We start from the raw sequence: 17,631 nt of genomic DNA, 5'->3' as shown, positions 1-17,631 counted from the left end.
GAAATGGCGGAGCTGACGATCTCCTCGGATGAGATCCGTAGCGCGATCGAGAACTACGTCTCGAGTTACGCCCCGGACGTGAGCCGGGAAGAGGTTGGCGTCGTCGTCGACGCCGGTGACGGTATCGCCCACATCGAGGGTCTGCCCTCGGCGATGGCCAACGAGCTGCTCGAGTTCCCCGGCGGGGTCCTCGGGGTGGCGCTGAACCTGGACGCGCGCTCCATCGGTGCCGCGATCCTCGGTGACTTCGAGACCGTCGTCGAAGGTCAGGAAGTCAAGCGGACCGGTCAGGTCCTTTCGGTTCCGGTCGGCGAGGGCTACCTCGGCCGCGTCGTGAACCCGCTGGGCGCCCCGATCGACGGCCTCGGCGAGATCGAGACCACCGAGCGTCGCCCGCTGGAGGTCAAGGCCGCTTCGGTGGTCGAGCGCCAGCCGGTGTCCGAGCCGCTGCAGACCGGTATCACCGCGATCGACGCGATGACCCCGATCGGCCGTGGCCAGCGCCAGCTGATCATCGGTGACCGCAAGACCGGTAAGACGGCCGTCGCGGTGGACACGATCATCAACCAGAAGGCCAACTGGGACTCCGGCGACCCGAAGAAGCAGGTTCGCTGCATCTACGTCGCGGTCGGCCAGAAGGGCTCCACGATCGCCGCGGTCAAGAAGTCCCTCGAGGACGCCGGCGCGATGGAGTACACCACCATCGTCGCGGCCCCCGCGTCGGACTCCGCCGGCTTCAAGTGGATCGCGCCGTACACCGGCTCGGCCATCGGCCAGCACTGGATGTACGAGGGCAAGCACGTCCTCATCGTGTTCGACGACCTGACCAAGCAGGCCGACGCCTACCGCGCGATCTCGCTGCTGCTGCGTCGCCCGCCGGGCCGTGAAGCCTTCCCCGGCGACGTCTTCTACTTGCACTCCCGTCTCCTCGAGCGGTGCGCGAAGCTCTCGGACGAGCTGGGCGCGGGCTCGCTGACCGGTCTCCCGATCATCGAGACCAAGGCGAACGACGTGTCGGCCTACATCCCGACCAACGTCATCTCGATCACCGACGGTCAGTGCTTCTTCCAGTCGGACCTGTTCAACGCCGGTCAGCGCCCGGCCATCGACGTGGGTATCTCGGTTTCCCGCGTGGGTGGTGCCGCGCAGGTCAAGGCGATGAAGGATGTTTCGGGTTCGCTCCGTATCGACCTGTCGCAGTACCGCGAGCTGGAGGCCTTCGCGGCCTTCGCCTCGGACCTCGACGACGCGTCGAAGGCGCAGCTCGAGCGTGGTGCCCGGCTGTACGAGGTGCTCAAGCAGCCGCAGTACTCGCCGCTTCCGGTCGAGGAGCAGGTCGTCACCGTGTACCTCGGTACCAACGGCCACTTCGACACGGTCCCGACCGAGGACGTGCGCCGCTTCCGTGACGAGTTCGTCGACTCCGCGCGCCGCAAGAACGGCGAGCTCCTCAAGGACATCCGCGAGTCGGGCAAGTTCTCCAAGGAGACCGCCGCCGGGCTGGTCGACGCGGTGAACGAGTTCAAGAAGGAGTTCACCACCTCCGAGGGCAAGAGCCTGGTCGAGGTCTCCGACGCGATGGACGCCGAGAAGGTCGGGCAGGAGACCGTCAAGGTCAACAAGCCCGCCCCGAAGAAGTGAGCTGATAGCTCATGGCCGCACAACTCCGAGAACTCCGGTCGCGTATCAAGGCGACCAAGTCCATCGGCAAGATCACCAAGGCGATGGAGCTCATCGCCACCGCGCGCATCACCAAGGCGCGGGCGAAGGTCGCGGCTTCCCGGCCGTACTCGGACGAGATCACGAACGTGCTCTCGGCCCTGGCCGGCGCCTCGGCGAACCTCGACCACCCGCTTCTGGTCGAGCGTCCGAACCCGAAGCGCGCGGCGGTCCTCGTGATCACCAGCGACAAGGGCCAGTGCGGTGGGTACAACTCCAACGTGCTGAAGGCGACCGAGGAGCTCCTCACGCTGCTGCGTGAGCAGGGCAAGGAGCCGGTGCTGTACGTGACCGGCAACAAGGGCCTGAGCTTCTATCGCTTCCGTGGCCGCGACGTGGCCGAAAGCTGGACGGGTTTCTCCGACCAGCCCGGTTACGTCAACGCCGCGGAGGCCGGTGAGCTCATCGTCGAGTCGTTCCTGAACGGCGCCGACGACGAGTCGGGCAACGCCGACGGCATCCTGGGTGTCGACGAGATCCACGTCGTCTACACCGAGTTCGTCTCGATGCTCACCCAGCGGCCGACCGCCAAGCGCGTCGCGCCGCTCGAGGTCGAGTACGTCGAGGGCGAAGAGGAGAAGCCGGAAAGCCTGCTCCCGAGCTACGAGTTCGAGCCCAGCGCCGAGAAGCTGCTCGCCGCGTTGCTGCCGAAGTACATCAACACGCGGATCTTCGCGGCGATGCTCGAGTCGGCGGCGTCCGAACTCGCGGCCCGCCGCACCGCGATGAAGGCGGCGTCGGACAACGCGAACGAACTGGTGAACACGCTGACGCGGGAGGCGAACCAGGCCCGCCAGGCGCAGATCACCCAGGAGATCTCCGAAATCGTCGGTGGGGCGAACGCTCTCACCGCAGCAGGAAGTGATGACTGATGACCAGTACTGAAGCCCGTGCCAAGGGGCGCATCGTCTCGGTGACCGGCCCGGTCGTCGACGTCGAATTCCCGCGCGGTTCCGTTCCCGACCAGTTCAACGCGCTCAAGGTCGAAATCGAGTTCGAGCAGCTGCGCAAGACGGTGACGCTCGAGGTCGCCAGCCACCTCGGCGACAACCTCGTCCGCACCATTTCGCTCCAGCCGCAGGACGGCCTCGTCCGTGGCGCCGAGGTCACCGACACCGGCGGCCCCATCACGGTCCCGGTCGGCGACAAGGTCAAGGGCCACGTCTACAACGCGCTCGGCGAGTGCCTGGACGAGCCCGGCTACGGCGACGACCTCGAGCGCTGGGGCATCCACCGCAACCCGCCGTCCTTCGACCAGCTCGAAGGCAAGACGGAGATGCTGGAGACCGGCCTCAAGGTCGTCGACCTGCTGACCCCGTACGTGCAGGGTGGCAAGATCGGCCTGTTCGGCGGTGCCGGCGTCGGCAAGACGGTGCTCATCAAGGAGATGATCACCCGTGTCGCCCGGAACTTCGGTGGTACCTCGGTGTTCGCCGGTGTCGGCGAGCGCACCCGTGAGGGCAACGACCTCTTCCTGGAGATGTCCGAGGACGGCGTCATCAACGACACCGCCCTCGTCTTCGGTCAGATGGACGAGCCGCCGGGCACCCGTATGCGGGTCGCGCTGTCCGCGCTGACCATGGCGGAGTACTTCCGCGATGTGCAGAACCAGGACGTGCTGCTCTTCATCGACAACATCTTCCGGTTCACCCAGGCCGGTTCCGAGGTGTCGACCCTGCTGGGCCGCATGCCTTCGGCCGTGGGTTACCAGCCGACGCTGGCCGACGAGATGGGTCAGCTCCAGGAGCGGATCACCTCGACCCGTGGTCGTTCGATCACCTCGATGCAGGCGATCTACGTCCCCGCGGACGACTACACCGACCCGGCCCCGGCGACGACGTTCGCCCACCTGGACGCCACCACCGAGCTTTCGCGGTCGGTGTTCCAGAAGGGCATCTTCCCGGCGGTGGACCCGCTGGCGTCGACGTCGACCATTCTCGACCCGGCCATCGTCGGTGAGGACCACTACCGCGTGGCCTCCGAGGTCATCCGGATCCTGCAGAAGTACAAGGAGCTGCAGGACATCATCGCGATCCTCGGTATGGACGAGCTCTCGGAAGAGGACAAGCTCACCGTTCAGCGCGCGCGCCGCATCGAGCGGTTCCTGTCGCAGAACATGCTGGTCGCCGAGGCGTTCACGCAGATCCCGGGCTCGACCGTGCCGCTGTCGGAGACCATCGAGTCGTTCGACCGCATCACCAAGGGCGACTTCGACCACTACCCGGAGCAGGCGTTCCTGGGTATCGGTGGCCTCGAAGACCTCGAGAAGAAGTACAAGGAAATCACCAAGAAGTGATGTTCCGATGAGCGGCGGGATCAGTGTCTACTGTGGACGCTGGTCCCGTCGTTCGCATACAGGGAACCTGACTATTACACTCGGTGCCAGCACCTGAGGTGAAGGGAAGCTACGTGGCTGAGATTTCTGTCGAGCTGGTAGCCGTCGAGCGCCGTCTCTGGTCCGGTACCGCCACGTTCGTGGTGGCACAGACCACCGAGGGCGAGATCGGCATCATGGCCGGTCACGAGCCGGTTCTCGGCCAGCTCGTCGAGGGTGGTGTCGTGAAGGTGACGACCACGGACGGCGAGACCGTGACCGCCGCGGTGCACGGCGGTTTCCTGTCGGTCACCGCGACCGGCGTGAGCATCCTCGCCGAGAGCGCGGAGCTTTCGGACGAGATCGACGTCGACGCGGCCAAGAAGGCGCTGAGCGGCGAAGACGAGCAAGAGCGGGCTAGGGCGACCGCCCAGCTTCGCGCGGCCGGTCAGTCAGTCTGACCGGGCGAGAGGCAGGGGCCGGGCCGTGGAAATCGCCGTGGGTGTTCTCGGGGCCCTGACCGTCCTGGCCGTTCTCGCGGCCTGGTATTCGTTGCGGTGGGTCCGGATGCGCCGCGGTGGCGGCGTGAGCGTCGCACTGCGGTGGCGTCCGGACGAGGCGCGGTCCAGCTGGCATCTGGGGCTGGGCCGCTACGAGGGCGAGAAGTTCGTCTGGTTCCGGGTGTGGAGCCTGCGGACGGGCCCGGATCGCGTTTTCGAGCGCGAAAGCATGGAGATCGCGGACCGGCGGGACCCCTCCGGCACGGAGGCGTACGCCGTCCCCGAAGGTTCGATCGTCCTGCGGTGCGAGTCCGCCAAACAGGAGGCGATCGAGATCGCGATGGGTCCCGGTGCTCTCACCGGCTTCCTGTCCTGGCTGGAGTCGGCCCCGCCGGGCCGCCGCCTCCCGCGCGCTTCCTGAGTTCCGCCTCTGATCACGCGTGTCGCGCCTCCAATCACGCGTGTCGCGCCTCTGATCACGCGAGTTCGCCGTTCGGGCACGCCGTATGCTCACGCCGTGACCATCGTCGACATCCCCGGTTCGAAGTCGATCACCGCCCGAGGCCTGTTCCTCGCGGCCGCCGCCCACGGGACGACCGTGCTGAGCAGGCCGCTGCGTTCGGACGACTCCGAGGGCTTCGCCGAAGGCCTCCTCAAGCTCGGCTATCAGGTTTCCCGCTCCGAGTCGGAGTGGACGATCGAGGGCAGGCCCGAAGGCCCCGCCGTCGACAGCGCCGACGTCTTCTGCCGTGACGGCGCCACCACCGCGCGTTTCCTGCCCGCCTTGGCCGCCGCCGGGCACGGCACCTTCCGGTTCGACGCCTCCGAGCAGATGCGCGCCCGGCCGCTCGGGCCGCTCACCGACGCGTTGCGGGAGCTGGGCGTCGACCTGACCTTCGAGGGTTCGCCGGGTCACCATCCGCTGGTGGTGCGGGCCGCCGGGATCAAGGGCGGCGAACTGACCCTGGACGCGGGACTGTCCTCGCAGTTCCTGACCGCGTTGCTGCTGGTCGGGCCCCTGACCGCCGAGGGACTGCGGATCACCGTCACGGACCTCGTCTCGGTGCCCTACGTCGAGATCACCATCGCGATGATGCGGCGCTTCGGCGTCGAGGTCGTCCGTGACGGCGACACGTTCGTCGTGCCGCCCACGCCGTATCAGGCCTGCCGCTACGAGATCGAGCCCGACGCTTCGACGTCCAGCTACTTCTTCGCGGCCGCCGCGCTGACCGGCAACTCGGTGACCGTGCCGGGGCTCGGCGAGGGCGCTCTGCAAGGGGATCTGGCCTTCGTCGAGGTTCTGCGGCAGATGGGCGCGGACGTCGAGGTCGGCCCGGACGCCGTGACCGTGACCGGGACGGGCGGCCTGCGCGGTGTCACGGTGAACATGCGCGACATCTCCGACACCGTGCCGACCCTCGCGGCCATCGCGCCGTTCGCGGACGGGCCGGTGCGGATCGAGGACGTCTACAACACGCGGATCAAGGAATGCGACCGGCTGGCGGCGTGCGAGGAGAACCTGCGCGCGATGGGCGTTTCGGTCGAGACCGGTCGGGACTGGATCGAGATCCGGCCCGGGGTCCCGGCGGGCGCGCTCGTGAAGTGCCGCCGGGACCACCGGATCGCGATGGCGTTCAGTGTCACGGGGTTGCGGACGCCGGGGATCACGCTGGACGACCCGGGTTGCGTGAAGAAGACGTTCCCCGGCTTCCACGACGCTCTGGCTTCGTTGCGGGCCGCCTGGGACCTCTGAACTCATCAGAGGAAACATGGGATCATCACGAAGCGGCATTTCTACCGGCCTTCCGGCGTGATGCACGTCTATTCTCGCTCTATGACTCAGAGCGAGGACACGAACCGCTGGAGCCACCTTCCCGAGCCCGTGTCCCTGGAGGACACGATCACGATGAAGGCGATCGACCCGGGCAAGGACGGCACGCCCGACGTCGACCTCGAGCGTTATTGGGCAGCACAGGAGCAGGGCCGATTGTGAGCTGAAGGACGCTTTCCCCGCACGGATGCGGTGAAGGCGTCCTTCAGCCCGCCCCGCCGGGCTGCCACAGGATGTCGCCGTCCGGGTTCGCCAGCCGCGACAGGATGAACAGAAGATCCGAGAGCCGGTTCAGGTATTTGATGGCCAGCTGGTTCGTCGTGGCCTGCTCGGCCTCGAACAGCGCCCAGCCGGACCGCTCCGCCCGCCGCGCGACCGTGCGGGCCTGATGCAGGAACGCCGCCCCCGGGGTGCCGCCCGGCAGGATGAACGACGTCAGCTTCGGCACGCGCTCGTTGAACTCGTCGCACCAGCCTTCCAGCCGTTCGATGTACCGCTCGGTGATGCGCAGGGGCTCGTACGGCGGGTTCTCCACGATCGGCGCGCACAGATCCGCGCCGACGTCGAAGAGATCGTTCTGCACCGCGCGCAGTACCTGCGTGATCTCCTCGGGAAGACCGCCCATCGCGAGCGCGAGCCCGATGACGGAGTTGGCTTCGTCGACGTCGGCGTACGCGCCCAGCCGCGGCGAGGTCTTCGGCACGCGGGAGCCGTCGCCGAGCGCCGTGGTGCCGTTGTCGCCGACCTTCGTGTACACGCGGTTGATGCGAACGACCATGCAGCCGACTCTACCGGCCCGGCGTAAGGCAAATCCGGGCGAGAGGGCATGATTGGCGCCCATGAGCGAGCACTTCGACGTGCACGGCGGAGCACGGCTGGTCGGCGAGGTCGACGTGGTCGGGGCCAAGAACAGCGTGCTGAAACTGATGGCCGCGGCCCTGCTGGCCGAGGGTACGACGACCATCACGAACTGCCCCCAGATCCTGGACGTTCCCCTGATGGGCGACGTCCTGCGCAGTGTCGGCTGCGACGTCGTCATCGACGGCGACACCGCCAAGATCACCACCCCGGCCGAGCTGTCGCACCGGGCCGATTCGGCCGCGATGGGCAAACTGCGCGCGTCGGTGTGTGTGCTGGGTCCGCTGGTCGGACGGCTCAAGCAGGCCGTCGTGGCACTGCCGGGCGGGGACGCCATCGGTTCGCGACCGCTGGACATGCACCAGAACGGCCTGCGCAAGCTGGGTGCCACCAGCACCATCGAGCACGGCTGCGTCGTGGCGAAGGCCGACGGGCTGCGCGGCGCGCAGATCTGGCTGGACTTCCCGAGCGTCGGCGCCACCGAGAACATCCTGATGGCCGCCGTGCTCGCCGAGGGCACCACGGTCATCGACAACGCCGCGCGCGAGCCCGAGATCGTCGACATCTGCACGATGCTGACCGAGATGGGCGCGAAGGTCGAAGGCGCGGGCACCTCGACCCTGACCGTCGAGGGCGTCGAGAAGCTGTACCCGACCGAGCACCGCGTGATCGGCGACCGGATCGTCGGCGCGACCTGGGCGTTCGCCGCCGCGATGACCCGGGGTGACCTGACCGTCCGCGGCGTCAACCCGCACTACCTCGACCTGGTGCTCGACAAGCTCCGCCTGGCCGGCGCCGAGGTCGAGACGTTCGACGGCGAGGGTTTCCGCATCGTCCAGAACGAGCGCCCGAAGGCCGTCGACTGGGTGACGCTGCCGTACCCCGGTTTCGCGACCGACCTGCAGCCGTTCGCGGTGGCGTTGTCGGCGGTTTCCGAGGGCACCTCGATGATCACGGAGAACATCTACGAGGCCCGGTTCCGGTTCATCGAAGAGATGATGCGGCTTTCCGGCGACGCACGCACCGACGGGCACCACGCCGTCGTCCGCGGCGTGGAGAAGCTTTCGAGCGCTCCGGTGTGGGCCGCGGACATCCGCGCCGGCGCCGGGCTGGTGCTGGCCGGGCTGTGCGCGGACGGCGTCACCGAGGTCTGGGACGTCTTCCACATCGACCGTGGTTACCCGCATTTCGTCGAGAACCTGAACCGGCTCGGCGCCCGCATCGAACGCGTCGCGGGCGAACCCGAGCGGGCTTGACGGTTTGCGCGTGAAGGCCCCCTTCCCTCGGCTGAGCCGTGGGAAGGGGGCCTTCACGCGCGATCAGGGCAGGGCGACGAACGGCGCGAGGAAGTCACGCGACGTCGGCGAGTCCAGCCGGTAGGTGACGTTGGTGGCGTAGCACGGTCCGTCGCCGGTGATGGTCGTCGACACGAGGACGCGCTTGCCGTCGATGGTGGCGAAGTTCGGCCCTCCGGAGTCGCCGTAGCAGGCGCCGCCGTTGCCCTGGGGCGCCGTCATCGCGAGCCGCACCCAGGTCTTGTTGAGCGCGTCGAAGGTGACGGGCGCCTTCATCCGGACACCACCACCCGGATGGGTGTGCCCGCCCGGCCCGTTCACGGCTTCCTGAGTGCCGTAGCCCGCGACCACGAACGGCGTCGAGTTCAGTCCCTGCGGGCCGAGCTTGTCGAGCTGACCGGCGCTGGGCAGCTTCGCGGGGGTGAAGCTCCAGCGTGCGGCGACCTGCTTCGCGGGCAGCTGGACGACGGCGATGTCGTGCGAGTCGGCGGAGTTGCCGGGGTAACCGGGCTCGCTGTGCGCGACGCCCTCGACGGCGACGGCCTTGGCGATGGCCGCCGGGTCGCCCGGGTACTTCTTCGCGGCCGCGTCGAGACCCGCTTGCACGTCCTGGTCGAGCGAGACGAAGAACCGCACGTTGGCGGGCCAATCGGTGGTGCAGTGCGCGGCGGTGAGGAACGTGTCGGCGTCGATCATGGTGCCGGAGCACACCCAGTCGACCCGGTCCGGTGTGGCGGGGTCGCCGTCGTTGTCCCAGGTCGCGACGAGCGCGCCGACCTCGGTGCGCTCGGGAGCGGGAGTGGCGTTGTAGGAGTTGATCGCGGTTGCGGCGGTGGCGCCGCCCAGCAGCAGGGCGGCGGCCATCGCCGTGACGGTGGCGGCGGGGGTGAACCTCACGAACGGCCTCCTCGGCTAGATGCTTCTGGAGACGGGATTCAACGTGGTGGGCGCGCGAAAGTCACCCGCCGAAAGTAGTCAGGCGTCCCTGCGTCGCCGGGTTCCCGCGTAGACGGCCGCACCGCCCGCGGTCAGCGCGCCCAGCCCGGTCAGCAATACGGGTTCGAGATCGAAACCGGTCTTGGCCAGTGAGGGCGAGCTCGCGACCGCGACGCCGGCGCGGGGCGCGACGGCCGCCACCGGCACGACCGCGGGAGGGACGGCCTCGGCGCGTGGTCCCCCGGGCGGGGGAGTCTCGGCCGGTGGCTTCGTGGCGGGCGGCGTCCGGTCCGGCACGCAGGCGGTGTGCGCGGGGTTGCCGCGTCCGACGCCGTGGTTGCGGTCGCATTCGTAGCCCGCGTTCGCGTCGGAGCCTCCGGGCAGCTGCCCGGGCGGGTTCTTGTTGTCGGCCTTGCCGACGCAGCCGGCGCACGGCTTCCCGGCGGCTTCACCACCGCCGTTGCCGTTGGCCGACGGCGAACCGTCGCGTGTGGAGTCATAGGGCCCGTGCTTGTTGGCACCGTGCCCGGAGAAGTCCGCTTTGGACGGTGGCTGCGGTTTGGTGGTGTCCTTGGCGTGGCCGGGAGGAGCGCCGCCGTTGCCGCGCCCCTCGGCGTCGGCGGGGCCCGCGCCGAGGAGAAGGAGGGAGAAGGCGGCTCCGGCGATAACGCCGTAGGTCTTCTTGTTCATCGAAGCCTCCTTGAGGTCGCGCCATTGCGACATCCGGAGTATCGCGTGAACGACCGAAGGGGTTACTCCAGCACGAGCGCGGCACCGAAACCGACCAGAGCGGTGCCGGTGACGCCGTCGAGCGCGCGGCGCACCTTGCGGCGTTCCAGCCAGGTCCGCACGCGGTGCACGAAGAACAGCAGCAGTAGCTGGGCGACGGTGCCGGCCGCGGCGATCGTGTACGCCAGCAGCAGCGCGTCCCCGGTGCCGGTGACGCCCGGGGTCAGGAACTGCGGCAGCACCGACAGGTACAGCACGAGCACCTTCGGGTTGGTGACGTTGGAGAGGAAACCCTCCCGCCAGCGGCGGAATCCGCTCCGCCGGGCGGCGGCGGTGTCGGCGAGCCCGCCGTAGTCGCCGCGGAAGGCGCCGATCAAGGCCCGGACGCCGAGGTAGCAGAGGTAGGCCGCGCCCGCCCACTTCACGGCCTCGAACACCGGCCGCGAGTTCATGATGACCGCGCCGAGACCGAGCGCGGCCGCGGTCGCCTGCGCGAGATTCGCGGCGCCGACGCCGAAGCAGGCCCAACCCCCGCCGCGCACACCACCGGACAGCGCGTTCTTCAGCACCACCATGTTGTCCGGGCCCGGGACGAGCGCGAGCGCCAGCATCATCAGCGCGAAACCGCTGTACACACCCCAGGTCATGACTCGAACACCAAAGCCGCGCCGAAGCCGACGAGCGCGGTGCCGGTGACGCCGTCGAGAGCGCGGCGGACCTTGCGGCGTTCCAGCCAGGCCCGCACGCGATGCACGAAGAACAGCAGCGTCAGCAGCCAGACCGCGCCCAGCACGGCGACCGTGTAGGCGAGCAGCAGCGCGTGCCACGCCGACGTCGTCACCGGGTCGAGGAACTGCGGCAGCACCGACAGGTACAGCACGAGCACCTTCGGGTTGGTGATGTTGGACAGGAAGCCCTCGCGGAAGCGGCGGAATCCGCTCGACCGTTGCTGCTTCACCGCGGTGACACCGGAGTAGTCGCCCCGCCACGCGCCGCGCAACGCCTGGAAACCGAGGAAGACCAGATACGCGGCGCCGACCCATTTGAGCGTCACGAACACCGGCTGCGACTGCGCGATCACGACGCCGAGGCCGAGCGCGGCGGCGGTGCCCTGGACGGCGTTGGCCACGAAGATCCCGGCCGTGGCGAGGAACCCGCCGCGGGTGCCGCCGGACAGCGAGTTCTTGAGCATCACCATCGTGTCCGGCCCCGGCGCGAGGACGATCAGGACGACGATGACCAGATAGCTGCTGTACGAACTCCACGTCACGGTCACCCACGCTAGACGCCGGGCTCGGGGGAGTCTCGCGGATTTCGGTCACAGTCGCGGTGGGCAGCCCCGCCTCGTGAGTGGCAAGGACGGTTAGAACCGTCCTTGCCACTCACGAGGACCTGTACCGACGGCTCGCCAGGTCCGTTCGGCCCGATGGGCAACCGACGAACGGACACTCCTCGTGCGTCCCCCGGACGGGTAGTGTGCCGTGGCATGCATGAGGGGCAGATCGACCTCCTTCCAGGCGAACGGGTCATCTGGGCCGGGCAGCCGGTGCGCAGGCCCCTCTTCAATCCCGGCGACTACTTCAACGTCCCCGTCGGCCTGCTCTGGCTCGGCGCCGTCACGGTGTTCTTCGCGGCCAACCACGACACGGCGTTCCACACGGCCGCGTGGGTGGTGCTCACCGTCGCGGGCGTTCTGCATCTCGCCGGCAGGCCGCTGATCCGCTACCTCAGGCTCGCCTCCACCACGTACGCCGTGACGGACGGACGGGTCATCGCGACCAGTTCGCTCGTCCGCCGCAAGGAGGAGTCCGCGGCGCTGGCCGGGCTGGCGGATCCCGTCGTCACCCCCGGGCCGGGCAAGACCGGGACGATCACCTTCGGCAGGCTCGGCGTGCTGGCGTGGGCGTCGGCGAACTTCGGCGCCGGCACGGGGAAGGACCGGAAGCCGCCGGTCATCCTGGTGGGCGTCAGCGACGTGGCGAAGGTGCGGGAGAAGCTGGCGAAAGCCGTCGAAGAGGCGCGAAACCGGAACCCTTAGCGGCACGTCGCCCGGCGATGGCGGAGCCACCCGGCTTCAAGCTCCGTATCCGGTCCGAGCGCCGGAAGAATGACCCGACTGTGTCCGATTCAACTGCGCGCCTCATGTTACCGGCCGGTACACTCAGACGGTCGTCCAGCGCCGGAGGTATGCCGTGCCCTATCCCACGGACCGTGAACGGGACCGCCCCTGGGTGATGCGGACCTACGCGGGTCACTCGTCCGCGGCCGCGTCCAACGAGCTGTACCGCCGTAACCTCGCGAAGGGGCAGACGGGCCTCTCGGTCGCCTTCGATCTGCCGACGCAGACCGGGTACGACCCGGATCACCAGTTGTCCAAGGGCGAGGTCGGCAAGGTCGGCGTCCCGGTGTCGCATATCGGCGACATGCGGCGCCTCTTCGACGGGATCCCGCTCGCCGAGGCCAACACGTCGATGACGATCAACGCGCCCGCCATGTGGCTGCTGGCGCTCTACGTCTCCGTGGCGCGTGAGCAGGCCGAAGCCGAGGGCCGCGACGTGGACGAGGTGCTGGCGAAGCTCACCGGCACCACGCAGAACGACATCATCAAGGAATACCTTTCCCGCGGCACCTACATCTTCCCGCCGGGCCCGAGCCTCCGCCTGATCACCGACATGATCGCGTGGACCGTGCACCACGTGCCGAAGTGGAACCCGATCAACATCTGCAGCTACCACCTGCAGGAAGCCGGTGCGACGCCGACGCAAGAGGTCGCGTACGCGTTGTGCACCGCCATCGCCGTCCTCGACGCGGTCCGCGATTCCGGCCAGGTCGAGCAGGCCGACATGGCCAAGGTCGTCGCCCGGATCTCGTTCTTCGTCAACGCGGGCGTGCGGTTCGTCGAAGAGATGTCGAAGATGCGCGCGTTCACCGCGCTCTGGGACGAGATCACCCGGGATCGTTACGGCGTCACGGATCCGAAGGCGCGGCGGCTGCGCTACGGCGTGCAGGTCAACTCGCTGGGCCTGACCGAGGCACAGCCGGAGAACAACGTCCAGCGCATCGTGCTGGAGATGCTCGCGGTCTCCCTTTCCCGTGGTGCCAGGGCCCGCGCGATCCAGCTGCCCGCGTGGAACGAGGCGCTCGGCCTGCCCCGGCCGTGGGATCAGCAGTGGGCGCTGCGGATGCAGCAGGTGCTGGCGTTCGAGACCGATCTGCTGGAGTACGAGGACATCTTCGACGGCTCGCACGTCATCCAGGCCAAGGTCGACGAGATCATGACGGGCGCGCGCGAGGAGATCGCGCGGGTGCAGGATCTCGGCGGAGCGGTGGCGGCCGTCGAGAGTGGCTACATGAAGTCGCAGCTCGTCGCCTCGCTCGCGGAGTACCGGCGCGGCATGGAGAACGGTGAGCGGATCCTGGTCGGGGTCAACAAGTTCGAGACCACCGAGCCGTCCCCGCTGCAAGCCGAAGGCGCGAAGGCGATCGAGACGATCGACCCCGCCGTCGAGAAGCAGGCGGTCACCGCGATCGAGGAATGGCGGACGCATCGCGACAACGCGGCCGTCGAGTCGGCGCTGGAGAAGCTGAAGACCGTCGCGAAGACCTCGCGGAACCTGTTCGAAGCCACCATCGAGTGTGCCCGCGCCGGGGTCACCACCGGTGAATGGTCGGGTGCGCTGCGCGAGGTGTTCGGCGAATACCGTGCTCCCACCGGGGTTTCCGCGTCGGCGGCCGCGGGCGAGGGCAACGAGGAGATCCGCCGCGTCCGTGACCGGATCAAGGCGACGAACACCGAGATCGGCGAGCGGCTGCGGATCCTGGTCGGCAAACCCGGTCTCGACGGGCATTCCAACGGTGCCGAGCAGGTGGCCGTGCGGGCGCGTGACGTCGGCTTCGAGGTGGTGTACCAGGGCATCCGGCTCACGCCGGAACAGATCGTCGCGGCGGCCGTCCAGGAAGGCGTGCACGTGGTCGGGCTTTCGGTGCTCTCGGGTTCGCACCTCGAGGTCGTGCCGCAGGTCGTGGACGGCCTGAGGGCCGCGGGCGCGGGCGACATCCCGGTCATCGTCGGCGGCATCATCCCGCCCGACGACGAGAAGCTCCTGCTGGAGCGGGGAATCGCGCGCGTGTTCACCCCGAAGGACTACGAACTCACCGACATCATGGACGGGATTGTCGGATTGGTACGCGAGCGCCACGGTCTGAGCACATAAAGTCACCGTAAATCTCGGTCGCGTAACAGCGGGTGGTTCGCCACCCGCTCACACTGCTCACGCATGGGTACCCACCTACGTTTCGATTAAACCGATTAATCGAAAAGAGGTGCCGCGATGGTGCACGGCGAATGGTCGAGGCGGGAGTTCTTCCGGCGGTCAGCGGTTCTGGGCGCGGTGACGATCGGCGGTCCGGTGCTGTTGTCCGCGTGCACGTCGACGTCTTCCGGGGACGCGCTGCAGGCCGCCAAGGACGCGAAGAAGATCAAGATCGGGATCGCGAACGAGGCGCCGTACGGTTTCACGGACCAGAGCGGCAAGGTCACCGGCGAGGCGCCCGAGGTCGCCCGTGCCGTCTTCAAGGCCATGGGCATCGACAACGTGGAAGCCGAAGCGGTCTCCTTCGACCAGCTGATCCCCGCGCTCAACGCCAGGAAGTACGACGTCGTCGCGGCCGGGATGAACATCAAGAAGGAACGGTGCGACGCGGCGGCCTTCTCGATCCCCGACTACTCGGCGCTCACCGCTTTGCTGGTACCCAAGGGAAATCCGCAGCAGGTGCTGAAGTTCGAGGACATCGCGGCCAAGAAGGTCAAGGTCGCCGTGCTCTCCGCGGCCGTGGAGAAGGGGTACGCCACCGACTCCGGCGTCGCCGAGGACCAGATCGTCACCCTCGACTCACAGGACAACATGCTCCGCGCGGTCACCGACGGCCGTGTCTACTGCGCCGCGCTCACCGACATCTCCCTCAAGGACGTCCTGGCGAAGAGCCCGGGCGCCGCGGCGGAGGTGACGCCGGGCTTCGACCCGATCAAGGACGGCAAACCGGTCGTCTCCGCCGGCGCGTTCGTCTTCCGCAAGGACGACAACCCGTTGCGTGAGGCCTTCAACGCCGAGCTCAAGAAGCTGCACGACAGCGGCGAATGGACCAAGATCGTGACGCCGTTCGGGTTCTCGGCGGACAACCTGCCGAAGGCCGACGTCACCACCGAGAAACTCTGCGCGGTGTAGGTGGGGCTGACGTCATGTCGTCGTCGGTATCGCATATCATCACGACCGTCCTCAGTGGACTGACCGCGACCGTCACCGCCGCCGCCGGCGGGATCGCGCTCACCGTGGTGCTCTCCCTGATCGCCGGGCTCGCGCTGGGCTCGCCGTCCCGGGTGGTGCGGGGGATTTCCCGTGTCTACGTCGAGATCTTCCGCGGCACTTCGGAAGTCGTCCAGCTGTTCTGGCTGTACTTCGTGCTCCCGGTGCTGGTCGGTTTCCAGCTGGTGCCGATGTTCGCCGGAATCCTGGTGCTGGGCCTCAACCATGGGGCCTACGGCGCGGAAATCGTCCGCGGCGCGGTGAACTCGGTCCCTCGCGCGCAGTTCGAAGGCGCCGTCGCGCTCAACCTGACGCCCGCGCAGCGGATGCGGCGGGTGATCCTGCCGCAGGCGTTCGCGGAAATGCTGCCACCGTTCAACAATCTCTTCATCCAGTTGCTGAAGAGCACCGCGTTGCTGTCGTTCATCGCCGTCCCGGAGATGGCGCGTCAAGGTGAACTGCTGCGGCCGGTGTTCGGCGCCGAGCTCGGCTGGATCTACGGCACCGAACTGGTGCTCTACCTCCTGCTCGCGTTGCTGATCACCAGCGGGATGCGGCTGCTGGAACGGATCGCCGCGCGGCGGCTCGGCCGGGCCCCGGCCAAGATGACGGCGACCGCGGGAGGTGTGTGATGGACTGGAGCTGGGAATCCGCCGCGAACTCGGTTCCCCTTCTGCTGGAAGGGCTGCTCGTCACCGTCGAGATCACCTTGCTGGCCTCGGTGGTCGCGTACGCGCTCGGCCTGGTGTTCGCGCTGATCCGCCGGACGGGGATTCCCGTGCTGTCCCAAGCGGTCCTGCTGTTCATCGAGTTCGTCCGCAGCACGCCCTTGCTGATCCAGGTGTTCGTGCTCTACTACGTGATCCAGCCGGTGGGCGGGATGACGTTGTCCCCGTTCACCACCGGTGTCATCGCGCTCGGCGTGCATTACGCGACCTATGCCGCCGAGGTCTACCGTGCCGGGATCGAAGCGGTCCCGAAAGGACAGTGGGAGGCCACGACCGCGCTGAACCTGCCGAGGTCGCGGGTATGGACCGCCGTGGTCCTGCCGCAAGCGGTGCCGCGGGTGCTGCCCGCGCTCGGCAACTACACGATCTCGATGTTCAAGGAAACCCCGCTGCTGCTGGCGATCGGCGTCGTCGACGTCCTGGCGAGGGCGAAGGAGGTCGGCGCCGACACGTTCCGCGTCACCGAGCCGTACACCCTGGCCGGGGTGCTGTTCCTGCTGGTGAGCCTGCCGGCTTCGATTCTGGTGAGAAGGTTGGAGCGACGTGCCGCCCACAGTTGATTCCCCGATGATCCGGTTCTCGCAGGTGGTCAAGTCCTATGGCGACCACGTCGTGCTGCGGGACCTCGATTTCACCGTGGCGCCAGGGGAGTTCGTCTCGCTGATCGGGCCGAGCGGATCCGGGAAGACGACGATCCTGCGGCTGTTGATGACGCTGGAGAAGGTCGACGGCGGCACCATCGAGGTCTGTGGCGACTACCTGAGCCATATGAAGCGCGGCGAAAAGCTGGTGCCCGCGGACGAGAAGTACCTGCGGGAGGCGCGCAAGCGGATCGGGATGGTGTTCCAGCAGTTCAACCTGTTCCCGAACATGAACGTGTTGCGCAACATCACCGAGGCGCCGATCCATTCGCTCGGCGTCCCCAGGGACGAGGCCGAGGCGCGGGCCGTCGAACTGCTGGAGATGGTGGGGCTCACGGACAAGAAGGACGAGCACCCCACCCGGCTTTCCGGCGGCCAGCAGCAGCGCGTCGCGATCGCCCGCGCGCTCGCGATGCGGCCGGACGTGCTGCTGCTGGACGAGGTGACTTCGGCGCTCGACCCGGAACTGGTGGCCGACGTCCTGCGCGTGCTGCGCGAGATCGCGACGTCCACCGACATCACGATCCTCTGTGTCACGCACGAAATGCAGTTCGCGCGGGACGTTTCGGATCGGGTGATGATGTTCGACCAGGGGCAGGTGCTGGAGGACGCGACGCCGGACAAGCTGTTCAACGATCCGGACCACGACCGGACGCGGCGATTCCTCAAGGCGGTCATCGACCGGGCCTGAGGTGCCGGGTCTCGTGAGTGGCAAGGACGGGGGGTAAACGGCGGAGGCCAAACCAAAACCCCCCCCCACCCCCCGCCCGCGAAAAC

At 68.1% G+C, this 17,631-nt stretch carries 19 protein-coding genes; 14 read left to right on the top strand and 5 right to left on the bottom strand.

Features of this window, described 5'->3' with window-relative positions; all coding sequences use genetic code 11:
- Positions 1-3: 3 nt before the first annotated feature.
- The 7 genes from atpA to ACFWIW_RS39640 all read left to right on the top strand — a co-directional run bounded on the left by atpA (position 4) and on the right by ACFWIW_RS39640 (position 6,526).
- Positions 4-1,641, top strand: coding sequence for a F0F1 ATP synthase subunit alpha (gene atpA / locus ACFWIW_RS39670; protein ID WP_378373196.1), 1,638 nt, complete (start codon positions 4-6; stop codon positions 1,639-1,641).
- Between the two features lie 11 nt (positions 1,642-1,652).
- Positions 1,653-2,591, top strand: coding sequence for a F0F1 ATP synthase subunit gamma (locus tag ACFWIW_RS39665; RefSeq protein ID WP_378373195.1), 939 nt, complete (start codon positions 1,653-1,655; stop codon positions 2,589-2,591).
- Positions 2,591-4,015 (top strand): F0F1 ATP synthase subunit beta, encoded by a 1,425-nt coding sequence (gene atpD / locus ACFWIW_RS39660; protein WP_007028325.1) that lies wholly within the window; start codon positions 2,591-2,593, stop codon positions 4,013-4,015. Before ACFWIW_RS39665 ends, atpD begins: the two co-directional genes overlap by 1 nt.
- A gap of 113 nt (positions 4,016-4,128) precedes the next feature.
- A complete protein-coding gene (locus ACFWIW_RS39655; RefSeq protein WP_044852809.1) occupies positions 4,129-4,494 on the top strand; it encodes a F0F1 ATP synthase subunit epsilon in 366 nt (121 codons plus the stop codon).
- A gap of 25 nt (positions 4,495-4,519) precedes the next feature.
- Entirely contained in the window at positions 4,520-4,954 is a 435-nt protein-coding gene (locus tag ACFWIW_RS39650; RefSeq protein ID WP_016336850.1) for a DUF2550 domain-containing protein, read from the top strand.
- 96 nt (positions 4,955-5,050) lie between these two features.
- Entirely contained in the window at positions 5,051-6,286 is a 1,236-nt protein-coding gene (gene aroA, locus ACFWIW_RS39645) for a 3-phosphoshikimate 1-carboxyvinyltransferase (protein ID WP_378373194.1), read from the top strand.
- Between the two features lie 81 nt (positions 6,287-6,367).
- Positions 6,368-6,526: a hypothetical protein gene (locus ACFWIW_RS39640; protein WP_228688237.1), complete on the top strand. Its 159-nt coding sequence runs from the start codon at positions 6,368-6,370 to the stop codon at positions 6,524-6,526.
- A 43-nt stretch (positions 6,527-6,569) separates the two neighbouring features.
- Here ACFWIW_RS39640 and ACFWIW_RS39635 read toward each other — a convergent pair whose 3' ends face one another.
- Complete coding sequence (locus ACFWIW_RS39635; protein WP_378373193.1) at positions 6,570-7,142, bottom strand: cob(I)yrinic acid a,c-diamide adenosyltransferase; 573 nt, start codon at positions 7,140-7,142, stop codon at positions 6,570-6,572.
- Between the two features lie 61 nt (positions 7,143-7,203).
- Here ACFWIW_RS39635 and murA point away from each other — a divergent pair, with 61 nt between their 5' ends.
- Positions 7,204-8,478, top strand: a complete 1,275-nt coding sequence (gene murA / locus ACFWIW_RS39630) for a UDP-N-acetylglucosamine 1-carboxyvinyltransferase (RefSeq protein ID WP_378373192.1) — start codon at positions 7,204-7,206, stop codon at positions 8,476-8,478.
- 63 nt (positions 8,479-8,541) lie between these two features.
- Here murA and ACFWIW_RS39625 read toward each other — a convergent pair whose 3' ends face one another.
- The 4 genes from ACFWIW_RS39625 to ACFWIW_RS39610 form a co-directional block, all read right to left on the bottom strand.
- Positions 8,542-9,414 carry a trypsin-like serine protease gene (locus ACFWIW_RS39625; RefSeq protein ID WP_378373191.1) on the bottom strand — a complete coding sequence of 291 codons (873 nt, stop codon included), beginning with the start codon at positions 9,412-9,414 and terminating at the stop codon, positions 8,542-8,544.
- Between the two features lie 78 nt (positions 9,415-9,492).
- Positions 9,493-10,143, bottom strand: coding sequence for an LPXTG cell wall anchor domain-containing protein (locus ACFWIW_RS39620; RefSeq protein WP_378373190.1), 651 nt, complete (start codon positions 10,141-10,143; stop codon positions 9,493-9,495).
- 62 nt (positions 10,144-10,205) lie between these two features.
- Positions 10,206-10,829: a LysE family translocator gene (locus ACFWIW_RS39615; protein ID WP_378373189.1), complete on the bottom strand. Its 624-nt coding sequence runs from the start codon at positions 10,827-10,829 to the stop codon at positions 10,206-10,208.
- A complete protein-coding gene (locus tag ACFWIW_RS39610) occupies positions 10,826-11,452 on the bottom strand; it encodes a LysE family translocator (protein ID WP_378373188.1) in 627 nt (208 codons plus the stop codon). Before ACFWIW_RS39610 ends, ACFWIW_RS39615 begins: the two co-directional genes overlap by 4 nt.
- 216 nt (positions 11,453-11,668) lie before the next feature.
- On the opposite strand from ACFWIW_RS39610, the gene ACFWIW_RS39605 reads away from it, so the two are divergent.
- From ACFWIW_RS39605 to ehuA, 6 genes are all read left to right on the top strand, one after another.
- The gene (locus ACFWIW_RS39605; RefSeq protein WP_038522480.1) at positions 11,669-12,220 is read left to right on the top strand and encodes a hypothetical protein; all 552 of its coding nucleotides are present in this window, start codon (positions 11,669-11,671) and stop codon (positions 12,218-12,220) included.
- A gap of 154 nt (positions 12,221-12,374) precedes the next feature.
- A complete protein-coding gene (locus ACFWIW_RS39600) occupies positions 12,375-14,396 on the top strand; it encodes a protein meaA (RefSeq protein WP_378373187.1) in 2,022 nt (673 codons plus the stop codon).
- Between the two features lie 117 nt (positions 14,397-14,513).
- On the top strand, positions 14,514-15,407 hold the full coding sequence (gene ehuB / locus ACFWIW_RS39595) for an ectoine/hydroxyectoine ABC transporter substrate-binding protein EhuB (protein ID WP_378373186.1): 894 nt from the start codon (positions 14,514-14,516) through the stop codon (positions 15,405-15,407).
- A 14-nt stretch (positions 15,408-15,421) separates the two neighbouring features.
- Positions 15,422-16,117 carry an ectoine/hydroxyectoine ABC transporter permease subunit EhuC gene (gene ehuC, locus ACFWIW_RS39590; protein WP_378373185.1) on the top strand — a complete coding sequence of 232 codons (696 nt, stop codon included), beginning with the start codon at positions 15,422-15,424 and terminating at the stop codon, positions 16,115-16,117.
- Positions 16,117-16,773: an ectoine/hydroxyectoine ABC transporter permease subunit EhuD gene (gene ehuD / locus ACFWIW_RS39585; RefSeq protein ID WP_378373184.1), complete on the top strand. Its 657-nt coding sequence runs from the start codon at positions 16,117-16,119 to the stop codon at positions 16,771-16,773. The genes ehuC and ehuD overlap by 1 nt, the downstream gene beginning before the upstream one ends.
- 7 nt (positions 16,774-16,780) lie before the next feature.
- The gene (gene ehuA / locus ACFWIW_RS39580; RefSeq protein ID WP_240601348.1) at positions 16,781-17,545 is read left to right on the top strand and encodes an ectoine/hydroxyectoine ABC transporter ATP-binding protein EhuA; all 765 of its coding nucleotides are present in this window, start codon (positions 16,781-16,783) and stop codon (positions 17,543-17,545) included.
- The last annotated feature ends 86 nt before the right edge of the window (positions 17,546-17,631 follow it).

It is taken from the genome of Amycolatopsis sp. NPDC058340, assembly GCF_042723975.1.
GTDB lineage: Bacteria > Actinomycetota > Actinomycetes > Mycobacteriales > Pseudonocardiaceae > Amycolatopsis.
This window is presented reverse-complemented; position numbering and strand designations above follow the sequence as displayed.

Excerpts from the sequence above, each read along its gene's own strand:
- atpD (WP_007028325.1), top strand. The coding sequence starts at position 2,591 with ATGACCAGTACTGAAGCCCGTGCCAAGGGGCGCATCGTCTCGGTGACC.
- ACFWIW_RS39615 (WP_378373189.1), bottom strand. The coding sequence starts at position 10,829 with ATGACCTGGGGTGTGTACAGCGGTTTCGCGCTGATGATGCTGGCGCTC.
- ACFWIW_RS39620 (WP_378373190.1), bottom strand. The coding sequence starts at position 10,143 with ATGAACAAGAAGACCTACGGCGTTATCGCCGGAGCCGCCTTCTCCCTC.
- ehuD (WP_378373184.1), top strand. The coding sequence starts at position 16,117 with ATGGACTGGAGCTGGGAATCCGCCGCGAACTCGGTTCCCCTTCTGCTG.
- ACFWIW_RS39605 (WP_038522480.1), top strand. The coding sequence starts at position 11,669 with ATGCATGAGGGGCAGATCGACCTCCTTCCAGGCGAACGGGTCATCTGG.
- ehuA (WP_240601348.1), top strand. The coding sequence starts at position 16,781 with ATGATCCGGTTCTCGCAGGTGGTCAAGTCCTATGGCGACCACGTCGTG.
- ACFWIW_RS39635 (WP_378373193.1), bottom strand. The coding sequence starts at position 7,142 with ATGGTCGTTCGCATCAACCGCGTGTACACGAAGGTCGGCGACAACGGC.
- ehuC (WP_378373185.1), top strand. The coding sequence starts at position 15,422 with ATGTCGTCGTCGGTATCGCATATCATCACGACCGTCCTCAGTGGACTG.
- ehuB (WP_378373186.1), top strand. The coding sequence starts at position 14,514 with ATGGTGCACGGCGAATGGTCGAGGCGGGAGTTCTTCCGGCGGTCAGCG.
- atpA (WP_378373196.1), top strand. The coding sequence starts at position 4 with ATGGCGGAGCTGACGATCTCCTCGGATGAGATCCGTAGCGCGATCGAG.
- ACFWIW_RS39640 (WP_228688237.1), top strand. The coding sequence starts at position 6,368 with ATGACTCAGAGCGAGGACACGAACCGCTGGAGCCACCTTCCCGAGCCC.
- ACFWIW_RS39665 (WP_378373195.1), top strand. The coding sequence starts at position 1,653 with ATGGCCGCACAACTCCGAGAACTCCGGTCGCGTATCAAGGCGACCAAG.
- murA (WP_378373192.1), top strand. The coding sequence starts at position 7,204 with ATGAGCGAGCACTTCGACGTGCACGGCGGAGCACGGCTGGTCGGCGAG.